The following is a 19,684-nucleotide window of genomic DNA, read 5'->3' as shown; positions in this document are numbered from 1 at the left end:
TTTGGCCTTAGTTTCAACGCCCGCCACGCTGGAACGTGCCGTTCCTGCCATGGACAACGCCGAGGTTCTCCGAATCAGGAATGACTTCCCCATACTCAACCAGCTGGTGAACGGGCAACCGCTGGTGTATCTGGATTCGGGCGCCACATCCCAGAATCCGCTCAGCGTCATCGAGGCTGAGCAGGAGTTCTACGAACAGCGCAACGCCGCCGTGCACCGCGGCGCACACCACCTTGCCGTGGAGGCCACCGAGGTCTTCGAAGATGCCCGCCAGACCGTCGCGGACTTCATCGGCGCGAACTATGAAGAGACGGTGTGGACCTCCAACGCCACCGAAGGCCTGAACCTTGTCAGCTACGCGCTATCCAATGCCACGCTGTGGGCTGCCCAAGGGCGCGGTGACAACCGGCTGAAGGAACTCGCCGTTGGACCGGGGGACCAGATTGTGGTCACCGAAATGGAGCACCACGCCAACCTCATCCCGTGGCAGGAACTGGCTTTCCGCACCGGGGCAACTTTGCGTTATATCCCCATCGACGACGCCGGATCGCTTCGGCTGGACATCGCCGCTGAAATCCTCGGGAGCAGGACCAAGGTGCTGGCCTTCACGCACGCGTCCAATGTCCTGGGCACCATCAACCCTGTGAGAGAACTGGTGGCCCTAGGGCGGGCGGCGGGAGCGCTGGTGGTCCTGGACGCCTGCCAGAGTGCGCCCCACCTGCCCCTGAACGTCAAGGAACTCGACGTCGACTTCGCCGTGTTCTCCGGCCACAAGATGCTGGCGCCCACCGGAATCGGTGTGCTGTACGGCAAGCAGGACCTCCTGGATACGCTGCCGCCTTTTCTGACCGGCGGATCCATGATCACCACCGTCACAATGGAACGGGCAGAATACCTGCCCGCGCCGCAGCGCTTCGAGGCCGGCACCCAGCGCATCTCCCAGGCAGTCGCCCTGGCCTCGGCTGCGAGCTACCTCACCGAAACCGGCCTGGCCCGGGTTCACCGCTGGGAATCAGAACTGGGCCAGCGCATGGTGGCCGGGCTGGAGGCCATTCCGGGAATCCGCGTTCTGGGGCCGGCGGCAGGCCAGGACAGGATTGGCCTTGCCGCGTTCGACGTCGACGGTGTGCACGCGCACGACGTCGGGCAGTTCCTGGATTCCCGCGGAATCGCCGTCCGGGTGGGGCACCACTGCGCCCAACCGCTTCACCGCCGCCTGGGCCTGACGGCCACTACCAGGGCGAGCGCATACCTGTACAACACTACCGACGACGTCGACGCCTTCCTCGAAGCAGTCGCCGGCGTCCGTTCCTACTTCCGCGTCTGACGCGGGAACCGAAGGTATACACATGAGCCTTGACCAGCTGTACCAGCAGATCATTCTTGACCACTCCAAAGCCCGGCACGGCAGTGGCCTGGCCGGCATGGACGCCCCGGCAGGGGCGTCCACTGGCCAGTCACACCAGCTGAACCCTGTCTGCGGGGACGAAGTCACCCTCCGGGTAGCCGTGGAAGACGGTAAAGTGGCGCAGATTTCCTGGGACGGAGCGGGGTGTTCCATCTCAATGGCCTCGGCCTCGGTCCTCAGTGAACTCGGTGAGGGGCTGACCGTGGACGAACTCCACGCGATCATTGGCAATTTCCGCGAAGTATTGCGCTCGCGCGGGAAGATCCATGCTGATCCCGAGATCCTGGGTGACGCTGCCGCGTTCGAGGGTGTGGCGCGCTATGCGGCACGCGTGAAATGCGCCATGATCTCGTGGGTAGCGGCCGAGGACGCGCTCAACCAGGCGGCTTAGCCCGGCACTCATCAGCCAGGCAGCTTAAACAGACAGGCGCCTCCTCTGCCAGCGGCAGGGGAGGCGCCCGCGTTAAGCCCTAGCCCAGCAGCCCTAGAACGCCGATCACCGCGGTGGCAGCCCCCAGCACCATGGAGATGCTGACGAGGACCACGTGGACCGTAAGGAACTTTGTGGCTTTGCCGTGGGAATCGCGCGCCCGGGGATCTTTCATGACCCGGCGCAGGAACTGCGGCCAGACCACCAGCGACCAGACGCCGGCGATGATCAGCAGTAAGGCTGCGAAGAGGGGAAGCTGCATCGGGCTCAGTGGCTTTCGAGCCAGGCCTGGGCCCGCTGCGACTGGATGTTCAGGGCCTTGGCCACCATGGGCTCGGCCGCCTCGGCGATCTTGCTGCCCAGGAACGGCACGGAGGAGGTCACATTCCCTTCAAGCTCAACCCGGGTGCTGCCGCCCTCGGCAACGAGCCGCTGGACTGCGGTTACGTCGAGGGGAGCGCCGGCTATTTTCAGCGTGATGTTGCTCTGCCGGGATCCGTCCGCGGCCGGGGCATCCCAGTTTTCAACCTGGGTCACCGTAAGGTTCTCGCCTACGAACTTGCGGGCGATCTCCGGCAGGCGGGAGGTGGGGAGGGTGCGGACCGAGGTGGTGCTGAAGGCGCCGGCAATGTCGCCGTCAACGGCGAAGGACTCCAGCGTGCCGCCAACGTATTCGCTGGTGTGCCGCTGGAAGTCCTCGTTAATAAAAACAGCAGCGACGCTGTCGACGGCATGCGGAAGGGTGGTGGTTGCACTCAGTGCCATGGATCCTCCAGTGATACGGGGTCAGTACGCTTTTTGCTCCCCACATCCTACGGGGAGCCCGGCGTGATTCCAGAACCGGCCTCCGCACGCTCGGCTTCTACCAACTTCTGCGCGGCAGTTGTGATGTTGCGTGCCATCGCCGGAAAAATAAGGCTGTGGAAGGGCAGGACAGCGAGCCAGTAGAGCCTGCCGCTGAGTCCCTTCGGGAAGAAGATGGCACGCTGCCGGTAGCGGCTCCCGCCGCCGTCGGGCTCCACGGACAGCTCAAGCCACGCCCGTCCGGGCGCGCGCATCTCGGCCCGCAGGCGGAGCAGTTTCCCGCGGTCAATCCGCTCAACGCGCCACCAGTCCACCACCTCGCCGGAAACGAGGCTGCCGGGGTGCCGCCGGCCCCGCAGGAGCCCTGCGCCCCCGGTGAGTTTGTCCAGCCAGCCACGGACCTGCCAGGCCAGGGGCAGGGAGTACCAGCCGTTCCGGCCCCCGATTCCCTCGATGATCTTCCAGACGTGCGCGGGATCAACGTCCCCGTGGAACGTCCGCTCATCCACGAAGACCTTGTGCCCTGACCAGTCCGGATCGCTGGGCAGCGGATCGGCATCGGCGCCGGCATTGGCCCACGTGGTTTCCACCTGGCCGTCGCGTTCCTTGCCCAGTGCCAGAGCAACGGCCCGGCGGTACGGTGTCAGGCCGCCCTCAGGTGCGGGAATGACGGAGTCGATATCGTGCTCCCGGGACACGGCGTCGTGCTGCAATGACTGCACCAGCGGAAGCGACATGGACAGGGGAATCGGAGTCGTGAGGGCCACCCATAAGCCTGCGAGTTTCGGCGCAGGAACCGGCAGTGCGAGCACCACCCGGTACGGCAGCCCGGCTTCGGCGGCGTACTCCTTCATCATGCCGGCATAGCTGAGGACCTGGCGGCAGCCGATGTCGAACGTGCGGTTGATGGGCCCTGTCAGGGACGCGGCTCCCACCAGGTAGTGCAGCACATCCCGGACCGCAATGGCTTCAATTTTGTTCCGCACCCAGCTCGGGGCCGGCATCAGGGGAAGGGTTTCGGAGAGGTGCCGGATCATTTCGAAGGACGCGGAGCCGGAACCGATCACCACCCCGGCCTGGAAAACTATCGCGTCAACCGGGCTGTCCAGAAACACCTTGCCCACAGCTTCCCGGGACCGCATGTGCGTGGACAGTTCCACGTTGGACGGATGCAGGCCGCCCAGGTAGACGATCCTGTCCACGCCTGCCTCGGCTGCAGCCTTCGCGGCCGTCTCCGCCATCGCTTTTTCCTTGGCCTCAAACCCTGACCCTGCGGCCATGGAGTGGACGAGGTAGTAGAGCACATCCACGCCCTCCAGCGCATCGCGGAGGGCGGCGCCGTCGTCGAGGCCGCTCTGGACCACCTCCACCTGGTCCAGCCATGGCACGCCGGAGATCTTGGCCGGCGTCCGGACCAGCACCTTTACGGTGTGCCCTGCCTCAAGCAGCCGTGGAACCAGACGGCCACCGATGTAGCCGGTGGCGCCGGTCACCAGGACGGTCCTGCGGATGCCGTTCATGTTGATCTCCTCGGAAGCTGGTTCAAGGCGGAATTGCTGAGCCAGCGTAGCAATTCCAACTGGGAGGGCCAGACGTTGAAGTGGGCGGCCCAAGTTTTTCCAAAGGCCGGTCGTCGAAGCTGGGCGCATCCAGTAAGCAAGCTGAGCGACCACGATGAGGGGGAAGCCGGTGGGTATTCGATGGAGGAAAGATCATGGCACAACATCGCAAGTCTCGAAAGGGGGGCAGCATGCCGGGTTCAAAGGCTTCAGTTACGGCAGTGACGCGTAAAGTCACGGCGAGTGCGTTAGCTTTCATCATCGGGGCGGGGGTCATACCCTCTGTGCTGGCGCCCGCTGCTTACGCCGCTCCGACCGGTCAGGGCTTTACGCTGAACGCCGGCGATATGCGGTTCATCCTCAAGCAGATCAAGATTGCAGAAAACCACGCCACTAAGGAGAACGCGCAAGGCCAGGATGTTCCGGGCCAGCCGCTCGTCGGGCCTGGCGCCAATCAGATAGCCAACCCGCTCCTGCCATACGGCCTTCGAACGGTAGACGGGACTGAGAATAACCTCATCGCCGGTCAGGAGGACTATGGCTCCGCGAGCCGGGAATTCCCCCGGCTGGCAGAGCCGCAGTGGCGCACCACGCCTGACGGCCAAAGCTACGAATCCGTCAACACCAGCGTCACTGACAACGGTCCGCGGTTTGTGAGCAACGCGATCGTCGACCAGACCATCACTAACCCGGCTGCAGTAGCAGCAGCCGGCAAGGCCCACCGGACAGTTAATGACGGTCCCACCGCTGTACCGTGCGAAAGCGAGGGCGTGCCGGAGAACTGCGTTCCGGAAGGTGAGACCCTTGATATCCCCAACGTCACTACCGACTTCGGCCTGTCGCCGCCCTACAACGGCATGTTTGCGCTATTCGGTCAGTTCTTCGACCACGGTGTCGACTTCACCAAGAAGACCAGCAACTACATCATGATGCCGCTGTCCGAAGATGACCCCCTTTTTGTTCAGGGTGGCCGGACCAACTTCATGCTGCTCAGCCGTGCGGAAAACCAGCCCGGTCCCGACGGCATCCTAGGTACCGTCGACGACGTGCAAAACGCAACCAACACCGACTCACCATGGGTGGACCAGAGCCAGACCTACTCGTCACATTCGTCGCACCAGGTGTTCCTGCGCGAATATTCCCTGAATGAAGCCGGCGACCCCGTTGCAACGGGCGAACTCCTCGAAGGAGGACCGGGAGGAATGGCCACCTGGGCCGACGTCAAGCAGCAGGCAAGGACACTGCTTGGTCTGGAGCTGTCCGATTACGACATTGCCGATATTCCCAAGCTGGCGACGGACCAGTACGGCCGCTTCCTGCGTGGCCCGAGCGGCCTGCCACAGTATGAAACCGCCAGCGGTCGCGTTGAAGGCAACCTTCAGGCACCCGTGGCGCCACCGGCCGATGTGGAACGGATTGGCATCGCATTCCTGGACGACATCGCCCACAACGCGGCTCCGTTCAATTCGCAGACCGGCCGGCCTCTGCCGGCAGACACAGACAAACTTGCTAACCCGGTAGCCCAGCCGCTCACAGAGCCCGGGGTCTACGACAATGAGACGCTGGAAGCGCACTTTGTTGCCGGTGATGGACGAGTCAACGAAAACATCGGCCTTACTGCTATTCACCAGATCTTCCATTCAGAGCACAACCGGCTGGTGGACTACATGCAGACTCTTGTTACGTCGGAGAATATCGACGTCAACGAGTGGAAGCTTCCGAACGGGCAGTGGAACGGTGAGAGGCTGTTCCAGGCTGCACGCTACGTGACCGAGATGCAATACCAACACATTGTGTTCGAGGACTTCGCCCGCAAGATCCAGCCCGGCATCAACGCGTTCAACCCCTTCACCCAGTCAGACACGGCGATTGACCCGGCTATTATGGCGGAATTTGCACATGCCACATACCGGTTCGGCCACTCTATGCTGACTGAAACTGTTGACCGGAAGACGAACAATGGCACGGACATTGGGATGCCACTGCTGGATGCCTTCCTGAATCCGGCAGCCTACTACTCAAGTCCAACTGGCCCCTTGACCCCGGAGGCGGCGGCCGGTGCCATCGCCATGGGCATGACGGACCAGGTCGGAGCTGAACTCGACGAGTTCGTCACCGATACGTTGCGCAATAACGTCCTGGGCCTGCCGCTGGACCTCGCCTCACTGAACATTGCCCGCGGCAGGGAAACCGGCGTCCCGTCACTGAATAACTTCCGTACGCAGCTGTACGCATCCACCGGTGAATCTTCCCTGAAGCCTTACACGAGCTGGGTCGACTTCGGGCAGAACCTGAAGCACCCGGATTCCGTGGTGAACTTCATGGCTGCCTACGGCGAGCACGACACGATCAAGGCGGCAGCCTCCATTGCGGACAAGCGCATCGCTGCTCAGCGGTTGTTCGACATGGACACCAAGGACGCGGCCACACCGGCAGACGCCTATGACTTCGTCAACGCCACGGGAACGTGGGCGGGCACTGCCACCGGCCTTGACAGTGTTGACCTGTGGGTCGGAGGCCTGGCCGAATACCAGAACCTGTTTGGCGGCTTGCTCGGCTCGACCTTCAACTACATCTTCGAGCGCCAGATGACGGACCTGCAGGACGGGGACAGGCTTTACTATCTGTCACGCACTTCCGGCCTGAACCTGCGTACGCAGCTGGAAGGTAACTCCATGGCCGAACTCATCATGCGCAACACGGACGCCGCAGCGCTCAAAGCTGACGTCTTCGGCGTGGCGGACTGTGAGTTTGAGATCGGCAGGATTTCCGCCAGCACCGGTAACTCCGTGGCTGACGACTTGCTCTCCGCCTGCGACGAGTCCGCGCTCCTGATGAGGATGTCCGATGGCACCATCCGATACCGCCTCACCAACTCGGTGGACCGGCCGGGTCTTAACGCCCAATCCACGTTCAACGGAACGGAATTGGGGGACCGGATCTGGGGCGGTATCGACAACGATACGTTCTGGGGCAACGGTGGCAGCGACATCATCGAAGGCAACGACGGCGCCGATACGGTTCTGGGCGGCGACGGCAACGACCGCATCACCGACTCACATGGTGACGACGTCCTCAAGGGCGGCAACGGAAACGATGCCATCGACGCCGGGCCGGGACTGGACATCATCATGTCCGGTGAAGGCCATGACTTCTCCAATGGCGGCCTGAACGGCAATGAGACCTTCGCTGGAGAGGGTAATGACCTTGTCATCGCCGGCGACGGCCCCGACACTGTGTTCGGCGGTGGCGGCGATGACTGGCAGGAAGGCGGAAACGCCAACGATCTGCTGCAGGGCGACAGTGGAGCACCGTTCTTCGACGATATTAATGCTCCGGGCCATGACGTGCTGATCGGTGATTCGGGTGAGGACGATTATGACGCCGAGGGCGGCGACGACGTGATGGTTGCCGGGCCGGGCATCGAACGCAACCACGGCGTCTTCGGCTTTGACTGGGTCACGCACGCCCGCTCGGTCGAAAGGGCCGATGCGGACATGCGCCAAATCATCGTGGACGGGCCCAACGCCCTCAAGGACCGCTTCCTCCTGGTTGAAGCACTCTCGGGCTGGGACAAGGACGACGTGCTCCGGGGCGACGACGAAGTGCCGTCCGAACCGAACGGGGAAGTCAACGTCCCTGGCCTGACAAATGAACTGGATGCCGCCGGAATTGCGCGCATCAGGGGCCTGGCCGACCTCCTTCCTTCCGGAGCCACCAGCTTCGGTGCAGGCAACATCATCATCGGCGGTTCAGGCAGTGACGAGATTTGGGGCAATGGCGCCGACGACATCATCGACGGCGACAAGTGGCTCAATGTCCGTCTCAGCGTCCTTGATGCAGCGGGTCAGCAGATCAGGACAGCAACATCCCTGACGGAGATCCAGGCAGACATCATGGCTGGCAAAATCGACCCTGGCAACGTGGTGATCGTTCGGGAAATCCTCTCCACACCGGGCGCTTCCGACGTCGATACTGCTGTTTTCTCCGGAGCGCGGACCGAGTACGACATCACCACTGCCAACGGGGTGACCACGGTGGTGCATGCCCGCGGTTCAGGTGACGACGGTACGGACCGGATCACCAACGTCGAACGGTTGCGGTTCACCGACCAGACTGTGAACGTTGTGCCCGTCGAAGTTCAGGCTCCGCTGGCTCCTGCCATCGGGACGGCTGAAGCCGGTGACACCACCGCCACAGTGCGCTTCTCGGCTACTGCCGGTGAGTTCGCTGCCGACACATTTACCATCCTGGTCCGTGAGGGGGAGACGGTTGTCCGAACGATCGCGGATATCGCGTCGACGCAGTCCAGCCTCACGGTGACAGGCCTGACCAATGGTACGGCCTACAATTTCCAGGTGATTGCGGTCAATGCCGGCGGTCAAAGCCCTGCTTCGGCCGCATCCAACGCGGTGACGCCAACGGCATCCGTGGTTGTTCCTCCCGAATTCGTTCCGCCTGCGGTCTCGCCGTTTGCGGACGTGGCCACAGACCACACCTTCTACAAGCAGATTGCGTGGCTGTGGGACCAGAAAATCTCGCAGGGATGGAGTGAAAACGGAGTCGTGACCTTCCGTCCTGCAGAGCAGATCAACCGGGACCAGATGGCAGCCTTCCTCTACCGGATGAGCGGCACCACCGACGCCCAGTACACCCCGCCTGCAGTCTCACCGTTCGCGGACGTGTCAACGGACCACACCTTCTACAGGCAGATTGCATGGCTGTGGGACAAGGAAATCTCCCGGGGATGGGTCGAGGGCAACCAGGTGACCTTCCGTCCTGCAGAGCAGATCAACCGGGACCAGATGGCGGCGTTCCTCTACCGGATGAGCGGCACCACCGACGCCCAGTACACGCCGCCTGCGGTCTCGCCGTTCGCGGACGTGTCCACGGACCACACCTTCTACAGGCAGATTTCGTGGCTGAGGGCACAGGGCATCTCCGAAGGATGGGTTGAGAACGGAGTGCGGACCTTCCGTCCCGCAGAACAGATCAACCGTGACCAGATGGCAGCCTTCCTTTACCGGATGAGCAACCCTACGGCAGGCTGATAAACAGCAGGCACAGGCAGGCTCCGGAGAAATCCGGGGCCTGCCTTTTGCCGCTTTCACCCACTTTTTGTACTTAGCGGGCTACTTACCTGCCAGCGGTGATAGGCGGCAACGGTACTTGTTCGGAGCAATGAGTACCTGCCGGGGCTACGGGCGGGTTACGGGTGCTCAGGGACCGTCTACGTGTCTTTGGCTTCCCGGAAAAAACAGGTACTGGCGAACCTTGTTGGCCACATCTCCCCGTGTCACGGTGGTTCTGAAAGCCGGAACCAGCAGCACGCACTTCTGCTCTTCCGACCGGAAAGCCGCACTCAGTTTTGGGTGGCTTGGGGGATATGGGGACAATCGTGGGGAATACTCTTGTACCAAAAGAAGTGGTCGCCGCCCGTCTATTCGGCACGTTCGAACTGCGCCGCAGGGGAGTTGCACTTTCCGCGGCAGACATCGGCGGACGCAAGCCAAGGCAGATACTGGAGATACTGCTGCTGAACCTGGGCAACCCGGTGTCCAAGGACCGAATCATTGAAACATTGTGGGGCTCCGGGGCCGGCAAGGGGACAGTCGCAACGCTCGAAAGTTATATCAGCGGTATTCGGCGCGCAATTCAGCCGGGAAACACCAAGACCGGACCGCTCCGCACCGCGAACGGGGGCTATGTTATCGACCCGGCGCTTGTGGACCTGGACCTCTTCCGGTTCCGCCAGTTAGTTGGGAAGGCGACTCAGGCATCGCCCTGCGAAGGATACGCATTTCTGACGGAGGCCTTGGAACTCGCTGCTGAGCCCTTTCTTGCTTCAGAACTGGCCTCCGACTGGGCCGACGAGGCAAGGGCACACCAAGGGGCAGAACGGCTGGCCGCGCAAATCCAGGCCGCGGAGACTGCTGCTTTGCTGGGCCTCGCATTGGATGCTGTCGGCTGGGCACGGCTGGCAGTGGCCTCCGATCCACTCAACGAGCGGGCCTGGACAGTGCTGGTGACAGGTTACGAGCAGTCCGGGCTGCCGGCAGAGGGACTGTCCGCTTACGCGCGGTGCCAACTGATCTTCGACCGCGACCTTGGCTGCGCGCCCGGTCCGTCGTTGCAGGCCGCGCACCTGAGGCTTCTGCACCAGCGCGCTGACGCAAATACTGAGCTCGCGGAGGCGATGGCGGCGTTGGTATATCTGGGGGACAGACTGTCCGGCCAAGGTCACACCCGCCGGTCCACAACTGACTACGGCTTCACCCATGAAGATGCGGGCAGGATTCTCGCCTCATTTCTCCAGAGGGCCAGGGCCGCAGTCTGACCTACAACAGGTGGGGCGGGTCGTCCGTGGAAGCAGAGACGCGTTCCGAGTGGGCGCCGGGGCAGGAGTAGGCTGGGAGGACCCGGTATTCGCAGCGAATCTCGGGTTTTCGCGTTGCCTGCGCTGCCCACGAATCCCACAGGAGTTTCTGCCATGAGCCCGAGCGCCTCCCGCACTGGTGCCTCCCTTTCCGGTCCGTCGCTTGCCGGATTGCGCAGCGCCCTGGCCGAGGACCACACCTTCGCCCGGGTCAGAGCCGAGGCAGCACGGGGGTTCGATGTCCGCGGCCAGGACTACCAGATCAGCGCGCCGGCCGGCCTCCGCGCCGCGCTGCTGGCGGAAATGGCAGACGGCCTCACCGCCGCGGGCGCCAGTGCTGCGGACGGAACGCCCGACGGCGGGATCCCGGCCGTGGTGCTCGCCGTCACCGCTACGGGACGTGAGGCTGAGGACCTGACGGCGGCCCTCCGGGCCTACCTTCCGGCGGATGCTGTGGCCGAGTTCCCCAGCTGGGAAACCCTGCCGCACGAGCGGCTCTCACCCCGCTCGGACACTGTGGGCCGGCGGCTGTCCGTCCTGCGCCGGCTGGCACACCTGGAAAGCTCGACAGCGGGTCAGCTGCGGGTGGTGGTTGCCCCGGTCCGCGCGGTGGTGCAGCCGATTGTCGCCGGGCTGGGTGAGCTGGTTCCCGTGACGCTGAAGGTTGGCCAGGACATGCCGTTCACCGATGTGGTGCGCCGGCTGGCAGACGCTGCCTACGCACGTGTGGACATGGTCACCCACCGCGGCGAGTTCGCCGTGCGCGGCGGCATCATCGACGTGTTTCCGCCCACCGAGGACCACCCCGTCCGCGTTGAGTTCTTCGGCGACGAGGTGGACCAGATGCGCTGGTTCGCCGTCGCGGACCAGCGCTCGCTGTCGGCTCCGGGCATCCACCACCCCACGGAACTGCACGCGCCGCCCTGCCGCGAAATCCTGATTACGCCGTCGGTGATGTCACGGGCGGCCACCCTGAAGGCCCAGCTCCCGGCCGCCGCGGACATGCTGGAGAAGATCGCCGGGGGCATTGCCGTGGAAGGCATGGAGTCGCTCGCGCCGGTGCTGGTGGACGCCATGGTTCCCTTTGTGGAGCAGCTGCCCGCCGGATCGATCTCCGTGGTCATTGAACCGGAAAAGGTCCGCACCCGGGCGCATGACCTCGCGGCCACCAACGAGGAGTTCCTGGAAGCGGCCTGGTCCACAGCCTCGGACGGAGGCACGGCTCCCTTGGATCTGAGCTCGCAGGCGTCCGCCGCCCTGCACTCCGCCAGCTTCCGCTCCCTTGCCGAAACCCGCAGCTTCTCCCTGAACCATGAGGTGTCCTGGTGGTCCATCACGTCGCTGGCCACTGATGAGGAGCTGCTGCCGGAGATCGACGTCCTGAACCTGCATGCCCGGGAACCCCGGGGATACCAGGGCGACGTCGCCGAGATGATGGAGTTCATCGGCTCGCACGTCCGGGACCAGTGGCGGATCGTTGTGGTCACCGAGGGCCCCGGTCCCGCGCAGCGCCTGGCGGAACTGTTCCACGACGCCGACATTCCGTGTGCCCGGGTGGACACCCTGGAGAAGGAACCGCAGGCGGGCATCATCGAGGTGACCACTGCCGCCGTCGGACGCGGTTTTGTCCTGGACAGCCTCAAACTCGGGCTGCTCACCGAGGCCGATCTGCTGGGACGGACGTCTGCAGGCTCCACCAACGACATGCGGCGCATGCCGTCCAAGCGCCGGAACGCCGTGGACCCCCTGCAGCTGGTCAACGGAGACCACGTGGTGCACGAACAGCACGGCATCGGCCGGTTCGTTGAACTCATCCAGCGCAAGGTTGCCGGCGGCGGGGACGGCGTCCGCGAATACCTGGTCCTGGAGTATGCCCCGTCCAAGCGCGGTGCGCCGGGGGACCGGCTCTTTGTTCCCACCGACCAGCTGGACCAGGTGACCCGGTACGTCGGCGGCGATACCCCGGTGCTCAGCAAGATGGGCGGCTCGGACTGGGCCAGCACCAAGTCCAAGGCACGCAAGGCCGTCAAGGAGATCGCGGGCGAGCTGATCCGGCTGTACTCCGCACGGATGGCCTCCCGCGGCCACGCCTTCGGTCCGGACACCCCGTGGCAGCGCGAGCTGGAGGAAGCCTTCCCGTACGTTGAAACGCCGGACCAGCTGACCACCATCAACGAGGTCAAAGCGGACATGGAGCGCGAGATCCCCATGGACCGGCTCGTCTCCGGCGACGTGGGCTACGGCAAGACCGAGATCGCCGTGCGCGCAGCTTTCAAGGCGGTCCAGGACGGCAAGCAGGTGGCGGTGCTGGTGCCCACCACCCTGCTCGCCCAGCAGCACTACGAGACGTTCACCGAGCGCTTCTCCGGCTTCCCGCTGCGGGTCAAGGCCCTTTCCCGATTCCAGAACGCCAAGGAATCCAAGGAAACCGTGGAAGGTGTCAAGAGCGGCTCCGTGGACGTGGTCATCGGCACGCACCGGCTGCTCTCCAAGGACTTCGCATTCAAGGACCTTGGCCTGGTGATCGTGGATGAGGAGCAGCGCTTCGGCGTCGAGCACAAAGAGGCGCTCAAGAAGATGCGCACCAACGTGGACGTCCTGGCCATGAGCGCCACACCGATCCCGCGAACGCTTGAGATGTCCCTGACCGGCATCCGGGAAACGTCCACCCTGGCCACTCCGCCGGAGGAACGCCACCCCGTGCTGACCTACGTGGGCCCGTACACGGACAAGCAGACCTCGGCCGCCATCCGGCGTGAGCTCATGCGGGAAGGCCAGGTGTTCCTGGTGCACAACCGAGTGTCCACCATCGAACGGACCGCCGCGAAGGTCCGCGAACTGGTTCCGGAGGCGCGCGTGGAAGTGGCGCACGGGCAGATGTCCGAGAGCCGGTTGGAGCAGATCATCGTGGACTTCTGGGAGAAGCGCTTTGACGTGCTGGTGTGCACCACCATCATCGAAACCGGCCTGGACATCTCCAACGCCAACACCCTGATTGTGGACGGGGCGGACAAGTACGGCCTCTCCCAGCTGCACCAGCTCCGGGGCCGTGTGGGCCGTGGCCGCGAACGCGCCTACGCCTACTTCCTCTACCCGTCCGAGAAGCCGCTGGGCGAAGTGGCGCTGGAACGGCTCAAGGCCGTCGCCACACACAACGAGCTGGGAGCCGGCATGCAGCTGGCCATGAAGGACCTCGAGATCCGCGGTGCCGGCAACCTGCTCGGCGGCGAGCAGTCCGGGCACATCCAGGGGGTGGGCTTCGATCTGTACATCCGGCTGGTGGGCGAGGCCGTGGCGGACTACCGCGGCGACGCCGAGGAAAAGGCCGCCGAAATGAAGATCGAGCTGCCGGTCAACGCCCACCTCCCGCACGACTACGTACCGGGGGAGCGGCTGCGGCTGGAGGCCTACCGCAAGCTGGCCTCAGCGCTGACCAACGAAGCCATCGAGGAAGTCCTGGCCGAGCTCGTGGACCGCTACGGGGAGCCGCCCCTGCCCGTCCAGAACCTGATCGCCGTGGCCCGCTTCAGGGTAGGGGCCCGCGAGGCCGGCCTGTCCGACGTCGCGCTCCAGGGGAACTTCATCAAGTTCTCACCTGCCCAACTGCCTGAGTCGAAGCAGATGCGGCTGACTCGGATGTACCCGGGTTCGCAGTCCAAGCCGGCCCTGGACGCCGTGCTGATTCCAAAGCCCAAGACCGCCAGGATCGGCGGCCGGGACCTCCAGGACGCCGAAATCCTGGAATGGGCCAACGGCGTCATCCGCAACATCTTCTCCGACACTCCTTTATCAGCCACGCAGGCGGTGAGCTGACCGTTGATGGGAGGACATCACGCCGCGTCGGGAGCCGCGGCGTGGGTAGCTATTGCCTCGACAGGGCCGTACACCCTGGGCTGGTATCCGTTGGATGCGACCGGCATCCTGATCGGGGGCATGGCGACAGCGGGCACAGCCCTGGTGTGCGACTGGGACCACCGGCACAGCACAGTGGCGAACTCGCTGCCCCCGCTGTCCAACGTCATTGCCAGGGGAATTGAGAACGCCAGCGGCGGACACCGTCAAGGCACCCACTCCATCCTAGGAGCGGCCTTCTTTGTGGTGCTGGCCATGATGGCGGGACAGATCCAGCTCCAGACCGACTGGGGCCTGCTGTCCGTCGGTGCCGGCCTGCTGTGTATGTTCATGATCAACATCGCCGCCCAGGCGCTGAAGCTGTTCCCCAGGTCGGGCTTCATCAGCAACTGGATTTTCGCCCTCACAATGGCCGGGCTGGTGACGTGGTTTGCCCCGCACCAGTGGACCTGGCTGCCGGTGTCCATGCTGACCGGCGTGGTGGTCCACATTGTGGGGGACATGATCACCACCGGCGGCGTGCCTCTGCTCTGGCCGATCGTCATCAAGCCACCCCGGTTCCTGCGGAAACTCCCGGTGTTCAACGACATCTGGAAGTCCAACGGCGCGTTTTCCCTGCCTCTCCTCGGCCGGGCAGGATCACGGCGGGAGTGGCTGGTGCTGATCCCCGTGAGTGCTTACGCCATGGTGGGGATGTGCGTGGCGGCCTGGTCTGCGGCAAAGCAGCATGGCCCGGGAGTTCTCGCCGCCCTCGGCAACGTGATCCGCACTTAAACAACCAACGCGGGGTCACATGATGCCCAATAAATCCTTGAGGATGGGCATTATGTGACCCCGCGTTGCTGTGGAAAGCAGGTCTTACTTCTCGCCCGCTGAATCGGAGCGGCCCAGGATGGTCTGCGGAATCCAGTACGCCAGGAAGAAGAGGCCCAGGCAGACGGCCATCGGCCACGGGTTGTCCAGGGTGAGGAAGGACAGCGAGTAGACGGAGCCCAGGAACAGGGCAATCATGACCACAAACAGGCCAATGCTCGTGACGAGGCTGTTCTCGTTCTCCGGGGTCTGGACTTTCGTAACGCCGGACGCTGTGGTCTTGCTGGACATTCGTTCCTCCTCGGCCCCTGGGGGCTCAAATCTAGGGCGGCTCCGGCAGCGTCAGTAGCTGGTTGAACCCTGTTCTCCCTTGACGATTGCAATGCCGGAGCTGGCACCAATACGTGTTGCACCAGCAGCAATCATAGCCTGAGCGTCAGCCAGGGAGCGCACGCCGCCGGAAGCCTTGACGCCCAGATCAGGGCCGACGGTCCGGCGCATCAGAGCGATGTCTTCGGCCGTGGCACCGCCGCCGCTGAAGCCGGTGGACGTCTTCACAAAGTCTGCCCCGGCCTCAACCGCAGCCTCGCAGGCAAGGACTTTCTGGTCGTCGGAGAGAAACACAGTTTCGATGATGACCTTCAAGGCGGCCCCGCTCGCATGGACAGCCTCGGCGACCGCCGAAATGTCCTCCACCAGCGCGCCCTTGTCCCCGGCCCGTGCAGCGGCGATGTTGATGACCATGTCGATTTCATCTGCGCCGTCGAGTACGGCACCGCGGGCTTCGAATGTCTTCACATCGGTGGGTGTGGCCCCCAGTGGAAAACCGATCACCGAACACGTCAGCACCCCGGAACCCTTGAGGGCCGTCTTGACCGTCTTGACCCACAGGGGATTCACGCAGACCGACTTGAAATGGTATTCGGCGGCCTCGGCACACACCTTCAGGATGTCCGCTTCGCTGGCTTCGGGCTTCAGCAGCGTGTGGTCAATGTAGGACGCTATGTTCCCCGGTGCTGAGTCCGTGCCGGCTCCGCGCTGGCCGGCAGAAGTGGCTTCGTTGCTCATGGTGGTCCTTTTCCTCGTGGCCTTGCGGGCCGTCGGCGGGCTGCAGCGTGCAGGGCTCTTTCGGGAACCATCTTGCCACACGCTGTTGCCGCCATGAGGGGTGCGCGCAGGAGCTCAGGCCGCTGCCTGCAGGTCCGTTCCGGCCGAGGACGCCGACATCAGCTGCGCGGCGCAGGCACCGGCTGCAGAGGCCGCGGCCACCAACAGGCCCAGCCGGACGCCGTCGAACGTTGCGGCGTCACCAATGGCCCAGATCCCCGGTACGGAGGTCCGGAAGTCCTGGCTGATGGCAATGCCGCCGCCGGGAGCCGTGCGGAGGCCGGCGCTGGCAGCGAGCCCGTCCCGGGAGACGCGTTCCTCCGCCAGGACCACAATGTCGCCGTTCATGCTGCTGCCGTCGGCGAAGACGATCCCTGCGGTGTTCAGCTCCGGGCCGGGCTTTCGCGGCTTCACCACGGCAGGCCGCACCGTGGTCCGGACCGGGCGGACGCCGCGGGCGCGCAGCACCGCCTCGGCCTGCCCCGCAGCGGCACCGGTGCCCACCAGGATTCCCAGCGGCCGCCTGCCCAATTCACTGGTCAGGTCCTTCACCGCTTCGCCGATCCGGGCGGCGTCATCGATTGTGGAGTAGCTCAGGCAGTGGCCCGAACCCTCAACAGGGGCTTCCTCCGGCGCGGAACCCGTTGCGATGACCAGCTGGTCGTAGCTGAATGCCATCCCGTCAGCCGTGGTCACGGTCCGCGTTGCGGCCTCGATGAAGCTGGCGGGCTGGCCGAACCGGAGCGAGACCTGCGGCAGGGCTGCCACCTCCAGGAGTTCCTCAGTCACGTCGTCACGGTTGCTCAGGATGGTGATGGTTCCGGTGAACCGTGCACGGTCCAGCTGCCTCGCAAGGGCCTGGGCCGCCGGGCCGGCACCTGCAATGACGATGCGTGGCGCGGTGCTGGAGATGGCGGCGGAGTGGGAGATGGAGGATGCCGGAGCGGACATGTGCTGGCCCTTTCGCTGGCGGCCGCAGGCTAGCCCCGGCCGGGAAGTTCGTGATGTTCCCCAGCGTAGGGTGCCCGTTTTTCCAGCGTGTTTCGCCCCAATTACGGGAGCGGGAGTTTTTGTCCAGATGATGTGCTTACCGTATGGCCTTGGTCACATTATTCGGACAAAACTCCCGTGGAAACGGTTCAGACGCGGATCCGGTAGCCGCGCTTGACTACCGTCTCCACCAGGCGGCCGTCCGGCAGCGAGGAACGGAGCCGGCTGACAGTCATGTCGAGGGCGTGGACGGAGCCTTTGAGTTCGAGCAGGTCGGAGAGGGCCTCCCGGGAGAGGACCGCCCCGCCGGCCCCCAGCAGCGCACGCAGCAGCAGCAATGGCGCGGGCGCCAGCTCAACGGGCTGGCCATCGATCCGCAGGCTGCGGCCGCGGAGTTCGATGTTGCCGGAGGTTGTGTCGAGGCGCCGCACATGGTTCAGGGCGAGGTGTTCGCACACCAGGCGGATCAGGGCGCCCATCCGGAACCGCTCGGGAATGAGCGGGGTGACACCGGCGTCAAGGAGCGGCTGTGCCGTTACGGGGCCCACCACGGCCGTAGTGACGTTGGTCTTCAGGCTGTGGATCAGCTCTTTGTACAGGCCCATCTCGTGCGCGGTGCTCCACATCGCGTCCACGGCCGGCGCGCTCGTGAAAGTGAGCACGTCCAGGTTGCCGCTGCACGCGGCCTCAATGAGGCGCGGAAGCCGGTCTTCGCCGTCGGGCTTTACCCAGCGGTAGGGGGTCACGGTGAGGACGGTTGCCCCGGACATGCGCAGGCGCTCGAGTTGACGGACGTCGGTGTAGCCGTGCAGCTGCACGGCCACGGTCTTGCCGCGGACGCCTTCGGCGAGCAGCATGTCCACCAGCGTTGCGGTGGTTTCGTCGCTGCTGATTCCGACGTCGGCGAGACCGGCGGCGCGGACGGCGCCGCGGGCTTTGGGGCCGCGGACGAACATCCGGCAGGCGCCGAGTGTTTCCAGCAGTTCCTCGCCAATCCCGAACGAGTCGGCCGCCTCGCACCAGCGGCGCATGCCATACGCGGTGGTGGCGATGCAGAGGTCAGGGCGGGCCGCGATGACGGCCTTGGTGTCCTCAATCAGGCGGATGTCTTCCTGGACGGGCGCGATCTTCAGCGCCGGGGCGTGCAGTACTTCAGCGCCGCGCCGTTCCAGGGCCTCGATGAGGTCGCGGGACCGGCGGTGCGAGGTCACCCCGATGCGGAAGCCCTCCAAGGGGGAGCTTCCGGCATCCGATGCTTCGTCTGCCTCGGGTTCAGCTGGTGCCAGTGCGTTCATGGGGGTCAATCCTTTCACGAACCCAGCAGCGAGGCCGCCAGCCTGTCCAGGTCAGCGGCGGCCTCAGCATGCCCGCGGTTGGCTTCAGCCACCCGGACCACCTCGCCAATGACCAGCACGGCGGGATTGCTGCACCCGGCAGCTGCGGAGGTGATGGTGCCCAGGTCGGCGATGGTGGTGCGCTGGCCGGGACGGTAACCGCGTTCGACGACGGCCATGGGCATATCGGGGCGCATGCCGGCTTTGCGCAGCCCGGCGGCGAGCTGGTGCAGCGTGCCGATGCCCATGAGGACCACGATGGTGCCGCCCAGGCCGGCAAGATGCATGTGTTCTTTTTCGGTGAGCGGGGCGTGGCCTGAAACCACGGTGAACATGTGGCTGACCTCGCGGTGCGTGACCGGGATGCCTGCCGCCGCCGGGACGGAAATCGCACTGGTAACGCCCGAGATGACGCGGACGGGTACGCCGGCGGCGACGCAGGAGGCAACTTCCTCGCCGCCGCGGCCGAAGACGTAGGGATCGCCGCCTTTCAGCCGGACCACATTGTTGCCTTCCAAGGCGGACGCGACCATCAGCTTTTCGATGTCAGCCTGGCTGACCTTGTGGTGGCCGGGCTTCTTGCCCACATCCACCAGTTCGGCCGAGGTCAGGACAGGCAGGTCCTGGCACGGCGCGAGGCGGTCGTAGAACACCACATCGGCATCGCGGAGGGCGTTGACCGCGGCGACGGTCAGCAGGTCCGTGGTGCCGGGACCGCCACCCACCAGGGTTACGTGGCCTACGGGGCCGGCGGCCGGTTCGGCCGCGACCGGGATACCGGTTACGCGGCACCGGCCGAGCAGGGCCTCCCAGCCCGGCTGGCCGTCGTCGACTGCTGCCACCAGGAAGGGACGTTCGGGAAGCGGGCCGTCATGCGCGGCACCCTGCGGGGTGCTGAGGCGGTAGACGACGGCGCCCGCGGCTTCGTAGCGGCGCACCGCCTGGCGTGCGGCGTGGTCGGAGCCGGTGACCAGGACTTCCCGGCCGGTCAGATCAATGCTGAGCTGCATG

General features: G+C 64.8%; 14 protein-coding genes. 6 read left to right on the top strand and 8 right to left on the bottom strand.

What is annotated here, in order from left to right; genetic code table 11:
• The first annotated feature begins 1 nt into the window (after position 1).
• Positions 2-1,327 (top strand): cysteine desulfurase, encoded by a 1,326-nt coding sequence (locus tag GUV69_RS08345; RefSeq protein ID WP_164201405.1) that lies wholly within the window; start codon positions 2-4, stop codon positions 1,325-1,327.
• A 22-nt stretch (positions 1,328-1,349) separates the two neighbouring features.
• On the top strand, positions 1,350-1,799 hold the full coding sequence (gene sufU, locus GUV69_RS08340; protein WP_164201403.1) for a Fe-S cluster assembly sulfur transfer protein SufU: 450 nt from the start codon (positions 1,350-1,352) through the stop codon (positions 1,797-1,799).
• Between the two features lie 79 nt (positions 1,800-1,878).
• Here the strand turns inward: sufU and GUV69_RS08335 are convergent, their stop codons facing one another.
• The 3 genes from GUV69_RS08335 to GUV69_RS08325 are packed head-to-tail and all read right to left on the bottom strand — an operon-like array spanning position 1,879 to position 4,162.
• A complete protein-coding gene (locus tag GUV69_RS08335) occupies positions 1,879-2,100 on the bottom strand; it encodes an SCO4848 family membrane protein (protein ID WP_164201401.1) in 222 nt (73 codons plus the stop codon).
• Positions 2,101-2,105: 5 nt separating this feature from the next.
• On the bottom strand, positions 2,106-2,603 hold the full coding sequence (locus GUV69_RS08330; protein WP_164201400.1) for a DUF2505 domain-containing protein: 498 nt from the start codon (positions 2,601-2,603) through the stop codon (positions 2,106-2,108).
• Between the two features lie 47 nt (positions 2,604-2,650).
• Entirely contained in the window at positions 2,651-4,162 is a 1,512-nt protein-coding gene (locus GUV69_RS08325) for an SDR family oxidoreductase (RefSeq protein WP_164201398.1), read from the bottom strand.
• Between the two features lie 260 nt (positions 4,163-4,422).
• On the opposite strand from GUV69_RS08325, the gene GUV69_RS08320 reads away from it, so the two are divergent.
• The 4 genes from GUV69_RS08320 (at position 4,423) to GUV69_RS08305 (ending at position 15,203) form a co-directional block, all read left to right on the top strand.
• Positions 4,423-9,252, top strand: a complete 4,830-nt coding sequence (locus tag GUV69_RS08320) for a peroxidase family protein (RefSeq protein ID WP_244292656.1) — start codon at positions 4,423-4,425, stop codon at positions 9,250-9,252.
• Between the two features lie 347 nt (positions 9,253-9,599).
• Positions 9,600-10,538, top strand: a complete 939-nt coding sequence (locus tag GUV69_RS08315; protein ID WP_244292655.1) for an AfsR/SARP family transcriptional regulator — start codon at positions 9,600-9,602, stop codon at positions 10,536-10,538.
• 153 nt (positions 10,539-10,691) lie between these two features.
• Positions 10,692-14,390 (top strand): transcription-repair coupling factor, encoded by a 3,699-nt coding sequence (gene mfd / locus GUV69_RS08310; protein WP_164201392.1) that lies wholly within the window; start codon positions 10,692-10,694, stop codon positions 14,388-14,390.
• Positions 14,391-14,396: 6 nt separating this feature from the next.
• The gene (locus GUV69_RS08305; RefSeq protein WP_164201390.1) at positions 14,397-15,203 is read left to right on the top strand and encodes a metal-dependent hydrolase; all 807 of its coding nucleotides are present in this window, start codon (positions 14,397-14,399) and stop codon (positions 15,201-15,203) included.
• 84 nt (positions 15,204-15,287) lie between these two features.
• Here GUV69_RS08305 and GUV69_RS08300 read toward each other — a convergent pair whose 3' ends face one another.
• The 5 genes from GUV69_RS08300 to cobA all read right to left on the bottom strand — a co-directional run bounded on the left by GUV69_RS08300 (position 15,288) and on the right by cobA (position 19,683).
• Positions 15,288-15,533, bottom strand: a complete 246-nt coding sequence (locus GUV69_RS08300; protein WP_164201388.1) for a hypothetical protein — start codon at positions 15,531-15,533, stop codon at positions 15,288-15,290.
• A 51-nt stretch (positions 15,534-15,584) separates the two neighbouring features.
• Positions 15,585-16,310 carry a deoxyribose-phosphate aldolase gene (gene deoC / locus GUV69_RS08295; RefSeq protein WP_164201386.1) on the bottom strand — a complete coding sequence of 242 codons (726 nt, stop codon included), beginning with the start codon at positions 16,308-16,310 and terminating at the stop codon, positions 15,585-15,587.
• Between the two features lie 114 nt (positions 16,311-16,424).
• On the bottom strand, positions 16,425-17,300 hold the full coding sequence (locus tag GUV69_RS08290; protein ID WP_164201384.1) for an FAD-dependent oxidoreductase: 876 nt from the start codon (positions 17,298-17,300) through the stop codon (positions 16,425-16,427).
• Between the two features lie 188 nt (positions 17,301-17,488).
• Positions 17,489-18,634 carry a uroporphyrinogen-III synthase gene (locus tag GUV69_RS08285; RefSeq protein WP_164201382.1) on the bottom strand — a complete coding sequence of 382 codons (1,146 nt, stop codon included), beginning with the start codon at positions 18,632-18,634 and terminating at the stop codon, positions 17,489-17,491.
• Between the two features lie 14 nt (positions 18,635-18,648).
• Positions 18,649-19,683: a uroporphyrinogen-III C-methyltransferase gene (gene cobA / locus GUV69_RS08280; RefSeq protein ID WP_164201380.1), complete on the bottom strand. Its 1,035-nt coding sequence runs from the start codon at positions 19,681-19,683 to the stop codon at positions 18,649-18,651.
• Position 19,684: the final 1 nt, after the last annotated feature.

It is taken from the genome of [Micrococcus luteus] ATCC 49442 (genome assembly GCF_010367585.1).
GTDB lineage: Bacteria > Actinomycetota > Actinomycetes > Actinomycetales > Micrococcaceae > Arthrobacter > Arthrobacter luteus_A.
This window is presented reverse-complemented; position numbering and strand designations above follow the sequence as displayed.

What these genes read in the sequence shown, in the direction of transcription:
- GUV69_RS08290 (WP_164201384.1), bottom strand. Translation starts at nt 17,300, where the DNA reads ATGTCCGCTCCGGCATCCTCCATCTCCCACTCCGCCGCCATCTCCAGC.
- mfd (WP_164201392.1), top strand. Translation starts at nt 10,692, where the DNA reads ATGAGCCCGAGCGCCTCCCGCACTGGTGCCTCCCTTTCCGGTCCGTCG.
- GUV69_RS08325 (WP_164201398.1), bottom strand. Translation starts at nt 4,162, where the DNA reads ATGAACGGCATCCGCAGGACCGTCCTGGTGACCGGCGCCACCGGCTAC.
- GUV69_RS08285 (WP_164201382.1), bottom strand. Translation starts at nt 18,634, where the DNA reads ATGAACGCACTGGCACCAGCTGAACCCGAGGCAGACGAAGCATCGGAT.
- GUV69_RS08300 (WP_164201388.1), bottom strand. Translation starts at nt 15,533, where the DNA reads ATGTCCAGCAAGACCACAGCGTCCGGCGTTACGAAAGTCCAGACCCCG.
- GUV69_RS08305 (WP_164201390.1), top strand. Translation starts at nt 14,397, where the DNA reads ATGGGAGGACATCACGCCGCGTCGGGAGCCGCGGCGTGGGTAGCTATT.
- deoC (WP_164201386.1), bottom strand. Translation starts at nt 16,310, where the DNA reads ATGAGCAACGAAGCCACTTCTGCCGGCCAGCGCGGAGCCGGCACGGAC.
- GUV69_RS08335 (WP_164201401.1), bottom strand. Translation starts at nt 2,100, where the DNA reads ATGCAGCTTCCCCTCTTCGCAGCCTTACTGCTGATCATCGCCGGCGTC.
- cobA (WP_164201380.1), bottom strand. Translation starts at nt 19,683, where the DNA reads ATGCAGCTCAGCATTGATCTGACCGGCCGGGAAGTCCTGGTCACCGGC.
- GUV69_RS08330 (WP_164201400.1), bottom strand. Translation starts at nt 2,603, where the DNA reads ATGGCACTGAGTGCAACCACCACCCTTCCGCATGCCGTCGACAGCGTC.
- sufU (WP_164201403.1), top strand. Translation starts at nt 1,350, where the DNA reads ATGAGCCTTGACCAGCTGTACCAGCAGATCATTCTTGACCACTCCAAA.